20 protein-coding genes, 1 tRNA gene and 1 pseudogene are annotated in these 15,729 nt (G+C 36.5%); 9 read left to right on the top strand and 13 right to left on the bottom strand.

What is annotated here, in order from left to right:
- Positions 1-45 precede the first annotated feature (45 nt).
- The 3 genes from OZP13_RS10020 to OZP13_RS10010 all read right to left on the bottom strand — a co-directional run bounded on the left by OZP13_RS10020 (position 46) and on the right by OZP13_RS10010 (position 2,958).
- Positions 46-816 (bottom strand): polysaccharide deacetylase family protein, encoded by a 771-nt coding sequence (locus OZP13_RS10020; RefSeq protein ID WP_281297039.1) that lies wholly within the window; start codon positions 814-816, stop codon positions 46-48.
- 30 nt (positions 817-846) lie between these two features.
- A complete protein-coding gene (gene purB / locus OZP13_RS10015; RefSeq protein ID WP_281297038.1) occupies positions 847-2,193 on the bottom strand; it encodes an adenylosuccinate lyase in 1,347 nt (448 codons plus the stop codon).
- Between the two features lie 72 nt (positions 2,194-2,265).
- A complete protein-coding gene (locus OZP13_RS10010) occupies positions 2,266-2,958 on the bottom strand; it encodes an SIR2 family NAD-dependent protein deacylase (protein WP_269240039.1) in 693 nt (230 codons plus the stop codon).
- Between the two features lie 109 nt (positions 2,959-3,067).
- Between OZP13_RS10010 and OZP13_RS10005 the strand changes: the two genes are divergently transcribed.
- A complete protein-coding gene (locus OZP13_RS10005; protein WP_281297037.1) occupies positions 3,068-3,748 on the top strand; it encodes a TrmH family RNA methyltransferase in 681 nt (226 codons plus the stop codon).
- 34 nt (positions 3,749-3,782) lie between these two features.
- Here the strand turns inward: OZP13_RS10005 and OZP13_RS10000 are convergent, their stop codons facing one another.
- Positions 3,783-4,973, bottom strand: coding sequence for a T9SS type A sorting domain-containing protein (locus tag OZP13_RS10000; protein ID WP_281297036.1), 1,191 nt, complete (start codon positions 4,971-4,973; stop codon positions 3,783-3,785).
- A 412-nt stretch (positions 4,974-5,385) separates the two neighbouring features.
- Between OZP13_RS10000 and OZP13_RS09995 the strand changes: the two genes are divergently transcribed.
- The gene (locus OZP13_RS09995; RefSeq protein ID WP_269240036.1) at positions 5,386-5,769 is read left to right on the top strand and encodes a glycyl radical enzyme family protein; all 384 of its coding nucleotides are present in this window, start codon (positions 5,386-5,388) and stop codon (positions 5,767-5,769) included.
- A gap of 45 nt (positions 5,770-5,814) precedes the next feature.
- Here OZP13_RS09995 and OZP13_RS09990 read toward each other — a convergent pair whose 3' ends face one another.
- Positions 5,815-6,684: a lysophospholipid acyltransferase family protein gene (locus tag OZP13_RS09990; RefSeq protein WP_281299442.1), complete on the bottom strand. Its 870-nt coding sequence runs from the start codon at positions 6,682-6,684 to the stop codon at positions 5,815-5,817.
- Between the two features lie 127 nt (positions 6,685-6,811).
- On the opposite strand from OZP13_RS09990, the gene OZP13_RS09985 reads away from it, so the two are divergent.
- Both OZP13_RS09985 and OZP13_RS09980 read left to right on the top strand, forming a co-directional pair.
- Positions 6,812-7,453, top strand: coding sequence for a rhomboid family intramembrane serine protease (locus OZP13_RS09985; protein WP_281297035.1), 642 nt, complete (start codon positions 6,812-6,814; stop codon positions 7,451-7,453).
- Between the two features lie 51 nt (positions 7,454-7,504).
- The gene (locus tag OZP13_RS09980; RefSeq protein WP_281297034.1) at positions 7,505-8,191 is read left to right on the top strand and encodes an SIMPL domain-containing protein; all 687 of its coding nucleotides are present in this window, start codon (positions 7,505-7,507) and stop codon (positions 8,189-8,191) included.
- Between the two features lie 60 nt (positions 8,192-8,251).
- On the opposite strand, the gene OZP13_RS09975 is transcribed toward OZP13_RS09980, so the two are convergent.
- From OZP13_RS09975 to OZP13_RS09950, 6 genes and pseudogenes are all read right to left on the bottom strand, one after another.
- Positions 8,252-8,332: transfer RNA gene (locus OZP13_RS09975), tRNA-Tyr, on the bottom strand.
- 173 nt (positions 8,333-8,505) lie between these two features.
- A pseudogene (locus OZP13_RS09970) lies at positions 8,506-8,892 on the bottom strand (TlpA family protein disulfide reductase); the annotation flags it as partial.
- 18 nt (positions 8,893-8,910) lie between these two features.
- Positions 8,911-9,669: a DUF4369 domain-containing protein gene (locus OZP13_RS09965; RefSeq protein WP_281297033.1), complete on the bottom strand. Its 759-nt coding sequence runs from the start codon at positions 9,667-9,669 to the stop codon at positions 8,911-8,913.
- A gap of 203 nt (positions 9,670-9,872) precedes the next feature.
- A complete protein-coding gene (locus tag OZP13_RS09960) occupies positions 9,873-10,109 on the bottom strand; it encodes a hypothetical protein (RefSeq protein WP_281297032.1) in 237 nt (78 codons plus the stop codon).
- A gap of 137 nt (positions 10,110-10,246) precedes the next feature.
- Positions 10,247-10,687, bottom strand: coding sequence for a KTSC domain-containing protein (locus OZP13_RS09955; RefSeq protein ID WP_269243669.1), 441 nt, complete (start codon positions 10,685-10,687; stop codon positions 10,247-10,249).
- 129 nt (positions 10,688-10,816) lie between these two features.
- Positions 10,817-11,062 carry a hypothetical protein gene (locus tag OZP13_RS09950; protein ID WP_269240030.1) on the bottom strand — a complete coding sequence of 82 codons (246 nt, stop codon included), beginning with the start codon at positions 11,060-11,062 and terminating at the stop codon, positions 10,817-10,819.
- 230 nt (positions 11,063-11,292) lie between these two features.
- On the opposite strand from OZP13_RS09950, the gene OZP13_RS09945 reads away from it, so the two are divergent.
- Genes OZP13_RS09945 through OZP13_RS09930 form a run of 4 tightly spaced genes read left to right on the top strand, consistent with a single transcriptional unit; the run spans position 11,293 to position 12,605 of the window.
- Positions 11,293-11,850 carry a hypothetical protein gene (locus OZP13_RS09945; protein WP_269243667.1) on the top strand — a complete coding sequence of 186 codons (558 nt, stop codon included), beginning with the start codon at positions 11,293-11,295 and terminating at the stop codon, positions 11,848-11,850.
- On the top strand, positions 11,850-12,002 hold the full coding sequence (locus OZP13_RS09940; protein WP_269240029.1) for a hypothetical protein: 153 nt from the start codon (positions 11,850-11,852) through the stop codon (positions 12,000-12,002). Before OZP13_RS09945 ends, OZP13_RS09940 begins: the two co-directional genes overlap by 1 nt.
- Positions 12,003-12,004: 2 nt before the next feature.
- Positions 12,005-12,229, top strand: coding sequence for a hypothetical protein (locus OZP13_RS09935; protein WP_269240028.1), 225 nt, complete (start codon positions 12,005-12,007; stop codon positions 12,227-12,229).
- Entirely contained in the window at positions 12,222-12,605 is a 384-nt protein-coding gene (locus OZP13_RS09930) for a YchJ family protein (RefSeq protein ID WP_281297031.1), read from the top strand. The genes OZP13_RS09935 and OZP13_RS09930 overlap by 8 nt, the downstream gene beginning before the upstream one ends.
- 121 nt (positions 12,606-12,726) lie before the next feature.
- Here the strand turns inward: OZP13_RS09930 and OZP13_RS09925 are convergent, their stop codons facing one another.
- Both OZP13_RS09925 and OZP13_RS09920 read right to left on the bottom strand, forming a co-directional pair.
- On the bottom strand, positions 12,727-13,359 hold the full coding sequence (locus OZP13_RS09925) for a dienelactone hydrolase family protein (protein ID WP_281297030.1): 633 nt from the start codon (positions 13,357-13,359) through the stop codon (positions 12,727-12,729).
- A gap of 42 nt (positions 13,360-13,401) precedes the next feature.
- On the bottom strand, positions 13,402-14,037 hold the full coding sequence (locus OZP13_RS09920) for a phosphoribosyltransferase (RefSeq protein ID WP_281297029.1): 636 nt from the start codon (positions 14,035-14,037) through the stop codon (positions 13,402-13,404).
- Between the two features lie 426 nt (positions 14,038-14,463).
- On the opposite strand from OZP13_RS09920, the gene OZP13_RS09915 reads away from it, so the two are divergent.
- Positions 14,464-15,582 carry a vWA domain-containing protein gene (locus tag OZP13_RS09915; RefSeq protein WP_281297028.1) on the top strand — a complete coding sequence of 373 codons (1,119 nt, stop codon included), beginning with the start codon at positions 14,464-14,466 and terminating at the stop codon, positions 15,580-15,582.
- Positions 15,583-15,729: the final 147 nt, after the last annotated feature.

Raw genomic sequence — 15,729 nt, 5'->3', positions numbered from 1 at the left:
TTTTTGTTCTTTTCCAAAAGGAATTTACTTGTAATGAAATTGTTCTTATTTCAACTTGTCCAAATCAGACAAAGTGTAAAATTGCATGTTATGAATTTTGATGTATTGGCAAACAAATTCTAACGTTGCATTTTTTGTCTGATAATCTCCAGTTACATTATTTACCGTTTTGTGACTATTCAAGATTAAAATTTTATTGTTCTTCTTGGCGTAATCCAATAATTTCTGAAGGTGGGGCAAGTTAAAACGATGATAGGTATCGTCAATGCTAAAGCTAAATATCAATTTGGAATGATTGAAATAACAGCCTTGTTTAGAAACCTCTTTTTCGTAAAAAGCCCTTCCTCTTATACTATTGAATTTGTCCAATAAAGCAGCATCTAATTTTTTGGTTCTTCCACCGTAAGGATAGGCAAATGAACTTACTTCCAGACCATAAAAATCCATTAAACCCATCATTGGATTGATTTCCTGATCTAAATATTCTTCAATTGTATGGACACGAATAAAATCTGCTGCATTGAGATGTTGTAATCCGTGACCTCCAATTTCATGTCCTTCTTTTTGAAGTTGAAGAAGTTTCTTGATTTTGGTATTGTTTAAAGTGTTTATTCTGCAAACAAAAAAAGTGCCTTTCCAACCGTATTTTTTCAATTCTTGATTCGTGGCAAACCATTCATTTACATAAGCGTCGTCAAAAGTTAAAACCACTCCTGCAATGCTGTGTTTTATTATTGGTTTGGGGTTGTCCTTTTTACAGGAAAAGAAAATAAAAAAAGTACAAAGCAATACGGTTTTTAGAATAGAATTCTTCATGATTGCTTTGTACTAAAAGAGTGTTTTTTATTAAATCCCCAAGAAATTACTTGGCGTGATTTGCATCAATTCGGCTTTGATTTCGGCTGAAACTTCCAATGTTCCAATAAACTCGTGAATCGAATTTTTTGTAATCGCTTCATTGGTTCTGGTCAATCCTTTCAATGCCTCGTAAGGATTTGGATAGGCCTCGCGACGCAAGATTGTTTGGATTGCTTCTGCTACAACTGCCCAGTTTTTTTCTAAATCTTCTTCGAATTTTGGTTCGTTCAACAATAGTTTGTTCAAGCCTTTCAAAGTGGCTTCGAAAGCGATTAAGGTATGCCCCATTGGCACGCCAATGTTTCTCAAAACCGTGCTGTCCGTCAAATCGCGTTGCAATCTTGACAATGGTAATTTAGCCGAAAGGTGTTCGAAAATAGCATTTGCCATTCCTAAATTTCCTTCCGAATTTTCAAAATCAATAGGGTTTACTTTGTGTGGCATTGCCGACGAACCAATTTCTCCCGCCTTGATTTTTTGTTTGAAATATTCCATCGAAACATAAGTCCAAATGTCTCTATCCAAGTCAATGATGATGGTGTTGATTCTTTTCAACGCATCAAAAAAGGCGGCAAAGTGATCGTAATGTTCGATTTGTGTAGTAGGGAAGGAGTGGTGCAAACCTAAAATGTCTTCCACGAAAGTTCCTCCGAATTTTTTCCAGTCAATTTGCGGATAAGCTACGTGATGGGCATTGTAATTCCCGGTGGCTCCACCAAATTTGGCTGCAAAAGGAATGTTGAACAACAAACGCATTTGCTCTTCTAGACGTTCCACAAAAACACCAATTTCCTTACCCAAACGTGTTGGAGAGGCTGGTTGTCCGTGGGTTTTGGCCAACATTGGGATGTCCTTCCATTCGATGCTCAACTCTTTCAACTTTGAAGTCAAAGCGATTAATGATGGCATATAAACTTTTTCGAAAGCTTCTTTAGTCGAAAGCGGAATCGCTGTATTGTTGATGTCTTGTGAAGTCAATCCGAAGTGGATGAACTCTTTGTGTTGTGATAAACCTAATTTTTCGAAGGCGTCCTTGATGAAATATTCCACGGCTTTTACGTCGTGGTTGGTCACTTTTTCGGTTTCTTTTATCCAAAGAGCATTTTCGGTAGAGAAGTTTTTATAGATGTCGCGCAAACTTTCGAATACATTCGGGTTTACGTCTTTTAGTTGAGGTAAAGGAATTTCGCAAAGCGCAATAAAATATTCAATTTCAACCAATACGCGGTATTTGATTAACGCTTCTTCAGAGAAATATTTGGAAAGTGAACTTGTTTTGCTTCTGTATCTACCGTCAATTGGCGATACGGCGTTTAATTCGTTTAAGATTGTCATTGTTAGCGGTTTTTTAGAAAGGTGCAAAAATAAGGAATAGTGTTCAGTATTCCGTATTTAGTAACCAGTTTTTTAGATTAAATTGAATAATCTTTGTTGGAGAACCGTAACTCCTTCCGTGGCGTTCATCGGAATAATTTCTACTCGATTTTGTAAATCATACATTGTTGCCGGTTTTGGGTCAATGTAATAAACAGGAATGTTGGGATTGGCAAAATTCATCAATCCAGCCGCAGGATAAACTTGTAGCGAAGTGCCAATTATAACCAGAATATCTGCTTTTTCGACAAGAGTTACGGCTTCTTCAAGAGCAGGAACTTCTTCGCCAAACCAAACAATATGCGGTCGCAATTGATGTCCTTTGTCGTCAACATCACTAGAATTCAAGTCGGTTTCCCAATCCAAAATGTAATTATAGTTTTTGGTACTTCGCACTTTCAATAATTCCCCGTGAAGATGCAATACGTTTGAACTTCCTGATTTTTCGTGCAAGTTGTCCACGTTTTGGGTAATGATGGAAACTTCGAAATCATTTTCTAGTTCTGCCAGAATTTGATGACCGAGATTGGGTTGTACTTCGTGCAATTGTTTGCGTCTTTGGTTGTAAAAGTCAAGTACTAATTCGGGATTTTTGTTCCAGCCTTCGGGAGTTGCCACATCCATCACATTATGTCCTTCCCAAAGTCCGTCGGCATCGCGAAAGGTTTTGATACCACTTTCGGCACTGATTCCGGCTCCGGTTAAAACGACTAGTTTCTTTTTCATAATTTTTAAATAATTTTACCGCAAATTCGCAAATTAATGGATTAGAAATTAAAATTAGTGAATTCGTGGCGAAAATAGTTAGTATTTTTGCCAAAAATAATGCTGCAACATGATTGACCTCGATTACCTTAATTTTCTCGAAAATATTCTGACTGACAATAGAAAAGCCAAATTCTTGAAAGTATTGGAAAATAGAACCAAACATTTTACGGTGGTTGTGGAAGATGTTTTCCAGATGCACAATGCCAGTGCGGTGATGCGCAGTTGCGAGGTTTTTGGCATCCAGGAATTGAACGTGATTGAGCAACGATACGGCAAAAGCATTGACAAGGAAATTGCGATGGGTGCGCAGAAATGGGTTGACATCAATAAATTCGACAATGTAACCCATTGTTTGGAAACCTTGAAAAACCAAGGCTACCAAATCATTGCCACCACGCCGCACGAGAATGATTGTTTGTTGGACGATTTTGATATTTCGAAACCCAGTGCCTTGTTTTTTGGAACGGAAAGAGACGGATTGTCGGATGAAATTATGCAAAAAGCGGATGGATTCCTTAAAATCCCGATGGCTGGTTTTACCGAAAGTTTGAATATTTCGGTTTCGGCTGCCATCATCATTCAAAACCTGACCAATAGATTGCGACAATCGGATATCGATTGGCATTTGTCTGAAGAAGAAATCTTGGAAAAGCGTTTGGCTTGGGCCAAGAGTTCAATCAAGGATATTAAACGAATAGAGGCAAGGTATTTTTCTGAAATGGAAACAAAAACAAAGACCAGCTCGTAATGAACTGGCCTTGCCTTATTTCTTTATTGAATATTTAGTTTTTCAAAAACTTGAATTGTTTGTTGGTGTCCGTCGACAAAATGTACATTCCTTGTTTTAGATTTGATAAATCAACAGATTGAATGTTTTCGGCATCTTTGATCGTGCGCACTGTTTTTCCGGCGAGGTCACTGATGATTATTGATTTTATGGATGCATCAGAGTTGATATTTAAATAGTCTTTAACCGGATTCGGATAAAACACGATTTCGTCATTTTTGGCATTAAAATCGGAAACACCTAATGCCACTGTCTGTGCTGAATTAAAAGAGGCATCATCTATATAGAAAGTTTCTGTGCTTTTACCTAGGTCTAAATTTAGTTTTGTGGCAGTTGCAGTTGCTTTAAATACTATAGATACTCTTTGAAAATCTGTGGAGCCGATTGTAACACTAGTGCCATATTCTGAAGTGCCGCCACTAGTTGATAAACGCATTTTGCTGGCACCTCCAACAGATTTTATCCATATTGCGCCTTCATAATATCTGCCGGTTTCAGTCGTAACTGCATCACTTTGCATAACCAGATCCCATTCATTTGTTCCTGTTGAGATTGCTTTTAAGGATCTAGCGCCGCTTCGTACATTTGATGCTCCTGTCTCTGAGGTTAAATTAGCTGTTGTGCCTAGTTTTGTCCAATTTGTGAAATTGTCTCCAGATCCTAATTCAAATCCATCGTTAACGATATTGTTAGTAGTAAGTGAATACATTTCTAAATCATCAATATAGAAAATTTCAGTACTTTTTCCTAAATCTAAGCTAACTTTGGTTGATGTTGAATTTGCAGTAAAAGCATAACTAACTTTTTGCCAAGTTGTTCCTATTGTTTGGGGACTTTGGTAATAATTAGTTCCAGACGCAATGGATGTACGCATCGTATTTGCTCCACCGACAGATTTTATCCAAAATGTTACTTCATAACTTGTTCCAGCAACCGTTGTTACTGCATCGCTTATAAGCTGAAGGCTCCATTCATCTGTTCCCATTGAAATTGCTTTTATAGCTCTAAGTCCACTATGTATATTTACTGTTTCTTCTGTTATATTTGGATTTGACCAAGTTGTCCAGTTTGTAAACGTATTTCCAGTACCTGCTTCAAGACCACTGTTTAAGAATAAATTTTGTGCGTTTGCGGTAAATGTTGTGCATGTTACTGTTATCAGTAAAAAAAGTAATTTTTTGATCATAATTTTTAGTTTTAAATGGTTGATAGTTAAATGTAATTTTAATTAACAATCGGTTGTTTTAAACAACCGATTGTTTAGCAAAACTATGAATTATTTTGGCATATCAGAAATAATTTCAAATATTTTTTTATATATGTCAATAATATTGTTTTCTTTTTCAGAATAAGTCAAAATTGTTCTTGTCGATATGTGTTTCGAGTTGTTTTTTATCCGTGTTTATTTTGTAATCATAATCATTGGCATTGGCATTGGTTTTTCGGGATGATGAAAAAGCAGTTTATTGGGGGCTTTTTTTATCGATAAACGGCATAAGCCTTGTGATTTGAAGATTTTTTTTTCCTTTAAACGATTTTTGGATATTAAGTTAAATATTGTTGATAATTTTGATGAGAAATTTCAAACCTAATTCTTTATGAATACAAAAAACATATTTAACTCCGTTTATAGGCAAGAGTATTTTGAAGGGTATGCTAAAGGCATCAATCCATTTCCGCAAGCCAATTATCATAAAGATAGTGCAGCCTTTAATTCCGGCTTTAAATCTGGAAGGATGGATTATGAGGAAATGAATGGTAGAATTAAGGAGGGCATTCCCCAACGAATTGTCAACAACAAAGTGTTGGAAGATTTCCTGTTGTCCGGTTTACTGGGATTAACCATAGATACGGATGGTTATACCCCATATCAACTTGATGTAATCGAAAAATGGTATCAAAGCGGGGTAGAGAAATACGAGCCAAACCATAGTATTTATCTTTTTGAAATTCTTGAGGAAAACGAAATACAATTGCGTTAAATTCCCTTTTTATGCGATCTGCCAACTGCTGCTGGACACTGCTCACTATCTTTTGTGTTTCCAACGTTTATGCGTCCACAAATAATATTCAGGCGCTTCATAAATTTGTTGTTCCACCAATGTCAGGAATTTATCCGTGATTTCATAGTTGGGTATTTCTTTGGCATTTTCGGACAGCACTTCAAAGCTGGCTTCATAATAACCACGTTTTGCCTTTTTTACTTTAAGGAAAATCATGTTCATGTTGTATTTTTTGGCCAGTATTTCGGCACCGGTATGCACGGGGACTTCAATTCCCATAAATTTTTGCCAATGAAATGCAGAAGTGATTTTTGGTGATTGATCACTGGCAAATCCATAAATGGAGAGCTTTTTGTTTCTGTTATTCTTGATGATGGTTGGGATCGTTTCTTTGGTGGTTACGAGCGATGCCTTGAATTTGGATCGAATATCCCGAACCAGTTTGTCAAAATAAGGATTGGCGATTTTTTTATAAATGGCAAAAGCACTAAAAGTGACATAGGCATTCATCGAGATTACCCATTCATAGCTGGCATAATGTGCCAGCATCATTGCGATGCTTTTTTCCTGTTCTTCCAGTTTTTTATAAACCTCCATATTGGTAAACACGAAACGTTTCTCGATTTCTTTTTTGGAAATGGTCATTGTTTTTATCATTTCGAGAAACATGTCACACAAGTGGCGGAATGATTTTTTTTCGATGCTCAACCGTTCTTCGGCTGATAAATGGGGTAATGCCAATGCCAAGTTTTCTCGAACGGTTTTTTTTCTGTAACCAATTACATAATAAACGATTAGATAGATGAAGTCGGAAAATAAGTATAGTAATTTAAACGGCAACATCGAAATGCACCATAAAAAGGGATAGACTATGAGGTAAACGATAAAACGCATGGGGTAAAATATTTCCACAAATATAATTCAAAAAAATCTTTTGGATGAAAGTTTGTGATTTGTCGGCTGTTTTACAAGCATTATATTAATTAGATTTACACTTTAAAAAAAAATATCCAAACAATTTATGAGCACTATTTTAATTGTAATTATTGCCGCCACCATTTTATTCAGTTTAAAAGGATTTAACGATCTGGCATTTTTTAGAAAATATGAATTCCACATCGGAAGCATTCGAGCCGGGGAACAAATCCGAATGGTTACTTCTGGGTTTTTACATGCCGATATGGGACATTTGTTTTTCAATATGTTTACCCTTTACATGTTTGCGCCCGTGGTGGTTCATTATTTTGGAAATGCTTCCTTTTTCTTGATTTATATGATAAGTCTTGTTTTTGGAAGCTTGCTTACCCTGTTGATGCACAAAAACGATTACAGTTACAGGGCTATTGGTGCATCTGGAGCTGTTACCGGAATCCTGTATTCGGCGATTTTGATTGATCCAAGCATGAGTTTGTATTTGTTTTTTATTCCCATTCCCATTCCGGCTTATCTTTTTGGTATTGGCTATTTGTTGTATTCCATTTACGGGATGAAAGCCAAGAACGACAACATTGGCCACACGGCTCATTTTGGAGGGGCAATTGGAGGGTATTTGATCACGCTCTTAAAAGATCCCGCAATGCTTGTGGATAATACCCTTATGGTGGTGCTTTTGGCTATTCCCATCCTGATTCTTTTTGCAATGTCAAAATTGGGGAAGCTGTAATTGGCACAGGATTTGAATACAGATTGTGAAAACTAATTAAATTTATTTAAAATGAAAAAAGCACTATTGATTCTAGGTATTTTATTTATGACGATGTCTTACGCCCAAGACCAAAAACAAGTTCCAATGATTGCCGTTTCTGGCGAAGGGAAGATTAAAGTGGCTCCAGACCAAGCCTCAATTTCCATTTCAATTGAAACAAAAGGAACAAAGGCCGAGGAGGTAAAACGGGAGAATGACAAAAAAATGGACGCCATCTTGAAATTTATCAAAAAGTCGAATATTGCGGCAGAAGATTTCCAGACCCAACGTATTTCTTTAAATCCTAATTATGATTACGAGAAAAAGAAATACAGTTATGTGGCAACGCAAACAGTACAAATTTTATTAAAAGATTTGTCTAAATATGATGCCTTTATGGAAGGCTTGGTCAATGAAGGCATTAATCGAATTGACAATGTGGAGTTCAAGTCTTCCAAAATGACGCAATTGCAATCCGATGCTCGAAAATTGGCCATAAAAGAGGCAAAAGCCAAAGCCGAGGATTTTGTTTCGGTTTTAGGCCAAAAAGTAGGCAAAGCAATATTGATATCTGATAATTCGCAAACGTATAACCCGCAGCCTAGAATGTATGCCATGAAAGCGACGTTTGATGCTGAATCAGCGCCTAGAGAAACATTGGCTGTTGGAGAAATAGAGATTACGGCAAATGTAAGCGTGAATTTCGTTTTGGAATAAATCGGATACAACTGACTTAAACAAAAAAAGTCCTGAAAATTTTCAGGACTTTTTGTTTTGTGGGGAGAGCAGGATTCGAACCTGCGAAGTTCACACAGCAGATTTACAGTCTGCCCTCGTTGGCCGCTTGAGTATCTCCCCGAACCGTGTTTAGCCAGCATTATTTGTGCTTAGCGGTTGCAAATATAAAAACTGTTTTGATGTTTCCAAACTAAATGGGCACTTAATTTTGAGATTAATTGCAATGTGTTGGTATTGAATAAAATAAAAAAATCTCCACAAGGGAGATTTTTTATGAGTTGTACCTTTTCGACCTATTTAGCCAAAAGTTCCATGATTTTTGCTCTAAGTTCCTTGCCTCTTAAATCTTTTGCCACTACTTTGCCTGACGCATCAAGGATAAAAGTGGCTGGAATGGATTGCACTTGGTATTGTGCGGCAATGGGTTCATCCCAAAATTTTAAATGAGAAACTTGAGTCCAAGTCAAATTATCTTTTGCTATGGCTTCTTTCCATTTTTTAGCGTCTTTATCCAAAGAAACGCCTACTATGTTTAAACCTTTGTCGTGAAATTCTTTATAGATGGTCACCACATTCGGGTTTTCGACCCTACAAGGAGCACACCATGAAGCCCAAAAGTCAACAATTGTTACTTTTCCTAAACTTTCCTTCAGGCTAATTAATTTTCCTTCAGGATTTGGAGCAGAAAAATCAGAGCTTCATTTAGCGCCTCCAACTGGAGCTGGAGCTGGACCAACTGCAGGACCTGATTTTATTTCTTTAATTTTTGTGTCAATCGCTTTTCCTGGTTTTGTAGTTTTTAAAGACGCATCAAGATCAGCATATAATTTTTCTAATTTTTTCAAGTCAACAGCCGGGTCACTCATCATTGATTGAATGATTAAAGCAGTTATAAATGATTTTGGATGAGTTTCAGCGTAAGTGGTATATTTCTTTTTGGTAGTTTCACCAATACTTTGTTGAATTTTACCGAATTCTGCCATTAATTTATTGATGACTGCAGTATCTTTAGTTTGTTGTGCAGTATTCATTAATGGTGTGTTTTTCGTTTGAAAATCGATTAATGGTTTTTGAATTTTTTCAAGATCTTTGTTGAATGAAGAAAATTCGTCATTGTTGTAAGTTCCAGAAATTTTCGATTTGTTAAGACTGTCTTTATTGATTTCTATTGCAATGTCTCCATTTTCCAAGATAAATGGCACTTTTCCTTGTACACCTTCAACTTGTAACATATGGAAAGAAGGCTCTAAAGCTTTTCCTGTTATTTCGAATTTACCGTTCTCTACTTTTACGGTATCTACAGCAATTAATCCTCCCATACCACTGGCATCTTGAGTTTCCATAATTACGGTTTTCCCATTTTCAATACCTTTTACGGTACCTGAAATGACATACTTGTTTTTGCTACAAGAAATTAAGAATACGGTAGCCGAAAGTAATAAAATTATTTTTTTCATTATAAGTTAGTTAAATGTTTTAAGTCTGCAAAAGTATCTAAATTTATAAAATATCAATAATTTTACGACTTAAATTTTTGTTATAGTTTATATATTTTAATTAGGGGGAAGTCGGGCAAATAAAAATTTCCAAATTTTAGCCTTTTTTCTAAAAGTATTTGGAGAATAAAATTGCGAAATGGGTTTTGTGTCGGAAATTTTTTCTAGATAAGGGAATTTTGTTTCATTTCACATTCATTTATGCGAAATTCAGCATGTTCTATTTCGTTTTCCGTGATTCGGATGTCCATATTTACGGTTCTTAATTCTTTGTGCAAGTGCGCATTCGAATAATCGGATTCTAGTTTTAAATTTATTTTTTCCTTATGGGTTAGCAAGATGTCAAGGGTTTCTTTTGCTTTTTTATATTGTGATTTGAATAGTTTACAAGAGTCACTCATGTTAATTTATTTTTAAATATTGGACATTGCTAACTTACTTAAAATAAATGTTCTATGCAATTCTTGTTTTATTTTTTTACAGAAAAAAAAAACACTCCCGAAAGGAGTGCTTTTAAAATGTAAGTTGATCTAGTTTTCTAGTCTTGGTTAAGTGTTTTTCTCCAAGTAAAAGAATTTAAAATGTGTCTTTTTGCAAATCTTCCCGGAGAATCGGCATTTACCATTTTTACGTAAGTGGCTTTAGGAACACTGATGTATTCGTAAACACTACCGTTGGAGAAATTGATAATCAATCGTCCTTCTACAAATTTGTAATCCGTGATGGTTGAGGTCGAGATGGTTTCGGTGTATTCCGGTAAGTTTGATTTGATAGTTTCAGGGTTGATGCTTACCAAAAAGTGGTAGGCTTCAATAATTTTTTTACTGTTTTCTTCAGCTTCTTTCAAACCCTCTTCGTCTCCTTGAAATTTATCAGGATGCGCATCTTTCATCGCATTGCGATAAATGGTTTTCAAATCTTTTAATTCTACTGTTTTATCAACATTTAACAGCTTGCGGAATTCAACTATTTTTTTCATAAATAAGGTAACTACTTGTCTTTTAATATGGAACCAATCTGATTTAGTTCCAAAATCGACAATTTTTTGCAAAGGTACACTTTTTTTTAAGTTTTCAATTTCCGACTTAAAAAAAATCAATAAAAAGGCTTATTGTTGGGGCTTGTTATTGGCTTTGTCAAAGTTTTTGGACTTCTTTGGATACTTGTTGTAGTTGATGTCGCTTGGATTTTCAATCACTGATTTGATGGTTACCATATCGCCCAGTTTATGGTTGGCCATAACCATTTTATAATCTAATAGATATTCGCCACAAAAAAAGTTGTTGTTTTCGTCTTGCTCTATTATTCCGGTGTAAACTCCTTTTTGGAGCATTTTTTCTGATGGCTTAGTCATAATCAATTGGTTTTATTGGATTCTAAAGTGCAAAGTTAGTCAATTAGAACTTAATTTTGTTGGGTTTCCTGATTTTGCGTTAGGGATAGCAGCGGCATCCTTTTGTGAAGCGATAGCGGAACAAAAGATATAGCGAAAAGCCCGACCCTTGTGGTAACGCCCAACACCATTTTAAATTTCAATTAAAGTTTGCATTGGGTTGTTATTGCCTTTCTGATTACCTTTGTGCCATGAAAGCAGTATTTCGTCCAAGTCCCAATTCTTTCAAAAACACGTTTTGTGTTTTTAATGAAGTGTTTCCTGAGGTGGTTGAAGGAATGCCTGTGCAGTATGACAGCAAATCGGGAAGTAAGTATTTTTATACTGAAGAAGGAATGTATCGATTGTCGAATCATTGGGGAAGATTGGCCAACAGCAAGTGGAGATTGGAGCCCATGGAACATGATGGCGCTGAAGCTCGCAATGACTCCAAAACAAAATTGGGTTTTGCCCCTTGGAACGAATTCTATCCCGACAATGCGGAAGAAGAATTGTATTACCTAGAAGCCAATTATACCCAAAACACGGTCAATTACCAACATAAAAATAATCCGAAATACGATAATAAAGCCCTACTTCGAACGAGTTTTGAAACCACGAAAAAAATCAAGCAAATCAGGAATTTGTTTAACTTGACTTCTTGGGCGAAGTATTTTGAATACGATGATTTGGATGAATTAAGAAAATTAATAATCGAACAACTTATTTATACAAATAAAACGTTGGACGAAATAAAAAGAGAACTATAATGGGAAGAAACAACGAAAGGAATATCAAGAAACACAACGATAAGTTGCACAAAGAGCAAGACAAAGTGAAAGCGGCCAAAGTGTTGCGCAAAGAAAAGCTGAAGCTAATCGTGAAAAAATTTAATGAGAATAAAACTGACGAAAACAACTAATTATGGAAAAGAGCCAATTCGAGGAATTAAAAAACGGCGTTCAGGAAATTATTGATTTAATGGCTGCCAAAGACCATAAATCGGCCAATAATAAACTGTTGGAAGTCAGTGATAAATTGGATGATTTTTTGGATCATACAGACGAAGACGAAGACCTGATCGAAATCAGTAAATACCAAGTGTTGTTAAATCAACTGTTTCAAAAGATAAATCCAGAAGGTGAATAATTCAGGACTTTGTTTTTGTGGTTCGACAATTAGTTTTCAAGATTGTTGCCAAAAATATATTGCCGGAACTGAAAAAGCTCCAACGGCTCTGGCTTTGATGAAATCCAGATATTCCGCTTATGCCACACATCAAGCGGATTATTTGTTGAATACCACTCATAATTCCCAAAGGAAATACTACTCCAGGGAAGAAATTTTGCAATGGGCCACAGCCAACCAATGGCAAAAACTGGAAATCATTTCCGCAACAGAATATACCGTGGAGTTTAAAGCTTATTTTTTGGATGGAAATAAACAAAGCCAAATTCATCACGAATTTTCTACTTTCAAGAAAGAAAATGGCAATTGGTTTTATGTGGATGGAAAGTTTGAATGATTTCAAACAAGATGGTATAAGAAAGTGAATTCAATGATTGGAAGTTGTAAGATGTTTTCAAAAAGACATAATAAACCAACTCCAAACCGCCGAATGAAAGTTTAAAGTTGGTTAGTGCGCCTTATACCAAGTATTTTTTGTACCATGTAATTGCCAAATCGGCGACTTCTGTTAATTTGCCCGGTTCTTCAAACAAATGAGTCGCACCGGGAATTATTTTCATTTCTTTTATGCTCTGTAATTGGTCAAAAGCCAGTTTGTTCATTTTAATTACCTGTGCGTCGAGTTGTCCCACGATCAATAAAGTGGGAGCCGTAACCATTGGTAAAGCATTTAATGCCAAATCTGGGCGTCCTCCACGTGACACGACTGCTTTTATGCTTTTTCCAAAATAGGCGGCTGCCCGCAATGCCGAGGCTGCTCCGGTACTGGCGCCAAAGTATCCTACGGGCAAGTTTTTCGTCGTTTTATATTCCATGAGCCATTCCGTGGCGTCTATCAATCGACTTACCAACAAGTCGATGTTGAACCTGTTTTCATAAACTCTGTCTTCTTGTTCGGTGAGCAAATCAAACAACAAGGTTCCTATTCCCTCTTGTTGAATCAATTCTCCCACCATTTTATTTCTGGGGCTGAATCTGCTACTGCCACTTCCATGTGAAAAAACTACAACTCCAAGGGCTTTTTCCGGGAGTACTAGTTCGCCCTTTAATACCACTGACGGCAAAGGGATGTTTATTTCTTCTCTTTTCATAATCAACAAATTTTAAAACCACATAAACTAAAGTAGAATTCTTTATCCTATTAAATTGGCCACCCCCAGCATGCGAATTACTTCCTCGTCATTTACTTGTTCGAAATTTTCATAAAAACCGCCCACGCCCCTAAAATCTTTTGCGGCTATCAAGTACACAAATTCGTCCGTCTTTTGTTGAAAAATCTTGACTGTGTCGAAAGGAACCACGGGAACGGCTACAATAATTTTTTGAGGTTTACTTTTTCTTAACATTTCTATACTGACTAAAAGGGTGTTTCCGGTAGCGATGCCATCATCTACTATAATTACTATTTTACCTTCGATATCACTGGGTTTGCGATTGCCCATATAGAGAGTGTATTTATCCTGCAATGATTCTCGAAGCGTTTTTATTTCTCTTTCAATATACTCTTTGGGAATTTCGGGATGTTTATCGATAATCATTGAATCCAAGGATACTGCCCCGATGGCAAATTCTTTGTTTAAAGGATGTCCAATTTTTTTGGAAAGAATAATATCCAGGGGAAGATGTAAATTCTTGGCAATTTCGTATCCTATGGGAACGCCTCCCCTTGGAACGGCAAGAATAATGGCTTCTTTGTTTTGGTATTTTTCCAATTTCTCGGAAAGTAGTATACCTGCTTCTTTTCTGTCTTGAAGAATCTCGTTGTCCATAATGCGAATTAATTTGGTTAAACAATAAATTATCTACATAAAGTTACTGATTTTCAGTTATTTAAAAATATTTTTTAAATCAAAATGGGTCGTTTTAAGTTTTATTTATGATAAATTGAAATTTGTAATACAAAAATCTGACATTCTATTTGCAGCAAAGAAAAAGCCGAAACATCCAGTTTCGGCTTTTTGAATTCATACTTTTTAAAATTTATTTTACTTCCAATGCCTTTCCATTGTAATACACATTTTCGGAAGTTATTTTGCCTTTATCGTCAAAGTTGTCAATGTAGAATACGGGTAAAATTAGGGTCTTTTTATCCGATTTTCGGATTTAAGATCAATGGGCTGAACAAAAAGGCTTTTAACTAAAAATTAATATATGTTTGGCTTCGGTTCTTTTTTAAATAATGTAATTTTAAAAATATGAAAAACACCATCAAAAAAGGATTTTATTTCAAAACCTACGAAGCACCATTCCAGTCTCCGTTTGAGAAACTCTTTGCGATATTCAAGGAGTTAATCACGCATACTTCGGGAGATTTTGACGAGGCCATCGATTGGCTGCGGGAATTGGACAAGGAATACAAACTCACCGATGAACACTACACCATCGATGATTTTATTGAAGATTTAAAGAAAAAAGGATACATTCGAGACGAACTCAAGGACGATGGAACTTCGGGATTAGGCATTACTTCCAAAACCGAAAGAGCCATTCGCCAACAGGCTTTGGACAACATTTTCGGAAACCTAAAACGTTCCGGAACCGGAAACCACAAAACGAAACATGCCGGAAGTGGAGACGAACACACGGGAGAATTTCGCGAATTTCATTTCGGCGATGGATTGGAACGAATTTCCCTGACCGAAAGTCTGCGTAATGCCCAAATCAATAATGGCGTGGCCGATTTTATGCTCACCGAAAATGATTTGGTGGTCGAAGAAACCCAATACAAATCCCAAATGAGCACGGTTTTGATGATTGACATCAGCCACAGCATGATCTTGTACGGCGAAGACCGAATCACGCCTGCCAAGAAAGTCGCGATGGCTCTGGCCGAATTAATCACCACGCGTTATCCAAAAGACACCTTGGATATTCTCGTTTTTGGAAACGATGCCTGGACGATTGCCATTCGCGATTTGCCGTATTTGAAAGTGGGCCCTTTTCACACCAATACCGTGGCGGGTTTGCAATTGGCAATGGATTTACTCCGCAGAAAAAAGAATACGAACAAGCAAATATTCATGATTACCGATGGCAAGCCGAGTTGCGTTCGCGAAAAAGACGGCACCTATTACATGAACAGCAACGGACTCGACGAATACATTGTCGACAAATGTTACAACGAAGCCCAACAAGCCCGGAAATTGCACATTCCCATCACGACTTTCATGATTGCCAAAGATCCGTATTTGCAGCAATTCGTCAATCGTTTTACCGAAGCCAACCAAGGAAAAGCTTTCTACACCGGATTGAAAGGCTTGGGCGAAATGATTTTCGAGGATTATGAAACCAATCGTAAAAAAAGAATAAAATAAAGTGTTCAGTCGCAGTCCCAGTTTGTCAGTTCGAGCGTGTCATCCTGAGCGAAGACGAAGGGCGAGAACATTTTTAATGGTTATAGCAAACCATAAACAACAAACTATAAACAACAAACTATAAACCCTAAACCCTAAACAACAAAC

It is taken from the genome of Flavobacterium limnophilum, assembly GCF_027111315.2.
Taxonomy (GTDB): Bacteria; Bacteroidota; Bacteroidia; order Flavobacteriales; family Flavobacteriaceae; genus Flavobacterium; species Flavobacterium limnophilum.
Note: the sequence above shows the minus strand (reverse complement) of the source record. Positions and strands in the feature narration are given on the sequence as shown.

Bases quoted from the DNA above. Each gene is read 5' to 3' on its own strand.
- OZP13_RS10020 (WP_281297039.1), bottom strand. From the start codon at position 816: ATGAAGAATTCTATTCTAAAAACCGTATTGCTTTGTACTTTTTTTATT.
- purB (WP_281297038.1), bottom strand. From the start codon at position 2,193: ATGACAATCTTAAACGAATTAAACGCCGTATCGCCAATTGACGGTAGA.
- OZP13_RS10010 (WP_269240039.1), bottom strand. From the start codon at position 2,958: ATGAAAAAGAAACTAGTCGTTTTAACCGGAGCCGGAATCAGTGCCGAA.
- OZP13_RS10005 (WP_281297037.1), top strand. From the start codon at position 3,068: ATGATTGACCTCGATTACCTTAATTTTCTCGAAAATATTCTGACTGAC.
- OZP13_RS10000 (WP_281297036.1), bottom strand. From the start codon at position 4,973: ATGATCAAAAAATTACTTTTTTTACTGATAACAGTAACATGCACAACA.
- OZP13_RS09995 (WP_269240036.1), top strand. From the start codon at position 5,386: ATGAATACAAAAAACATATTTAACTCCGTTTATAGGCAAGAGTATTTT.
- OZP13_RS09990 (WP_281299442.1), bottom strand. From the start codon at position 6,684: ATGCGTTTTATCGTTTACCTCATAGTCTATCCCTTTTTATGGTGCATT.
- OZP13_RS09985 (WP_281297035.1), top strand. From the start codon at position 6,812: ATGAGCACTATTTTAATTGTAATTATTGCCGCCACCATTTTATTCAGT.
- OZP13_RS09980 (WP_281297034.1), top strand. From the start codon at position 7,505: ATGAAAAAAGCACTATTGATTCTAGGTATTTTATTTATGACGATGTCT.
- OZP13_RS09965 (WP_281297033.1), bottom strand. From the start codon at position 9,669: ATGAAAAAAATAATTTTATTACTTTCGGCTACCGTATTCTTAATTTCT.
- OZP13_RS09960 (WP_281297032.1), bottom strand. From the start codon at position 10,109: ATGAGTGACTCTTGTAAACTATTCAAATCACAATATAAAAAAGCAAAA.
- OZP13_RS09955 (WP_269243669.1), bottom strand. From the start codon at position 10,687: ATGAAAAAAATAGTTGAATTCCGCAAGCTGTTAAATGTTGATAAAACA.
- OZP13_RS09950 (WP_269240030.1), bottom strand. From the start codon at position 11,062: ATGACTAAGCCATCAGAAAAAATGCTCCAAAAAGGAGTTTACACCGGA.
- OZP13_RS09945 (WP_269243667.1), top strand. From the start codon at position 11,293: ATGAAAGCAGTATTTCGTCCAAGTCCCAATTCTTTCAAAAACACGTTT.
- OZP13_RS09940 (WP_269240029.1), top strand. From the start codon at position 11,850: ATGGGAAGAAACAACGAAAGGAATATCAAGAAACACAACGATAAGTTG.
- OZP13_RS09935 (WP_269240028.1), top strand. From the start codon at position 12,005: ATGGAAAAGAGCCAATTCGAGGAATTAAAAAACGGCGTTCAGGAAATT.
- OZP13_RS09925 (WP_281297030.1), bottom strand. From the start codon at position 13,359: ATGAAAAGAGAAGAAATAAACATCCCTTTGCCGTCAGTGGTATTAAAG.
- OZP13_RS09920 (WP_281297029.1), bottom strand. From the start codon at position 14,037: ATGGACAACGAGATTCTTCAAGACAGAAAAGAAGCAGGTATACTACTT.
- OZP13_RS09915 (WP_281297028.1), top strand. From the start codon at position 14,464: ATGAAAAACACCATCAAAAAAGGATTTTATTTCAAAACCTACGAAGCA.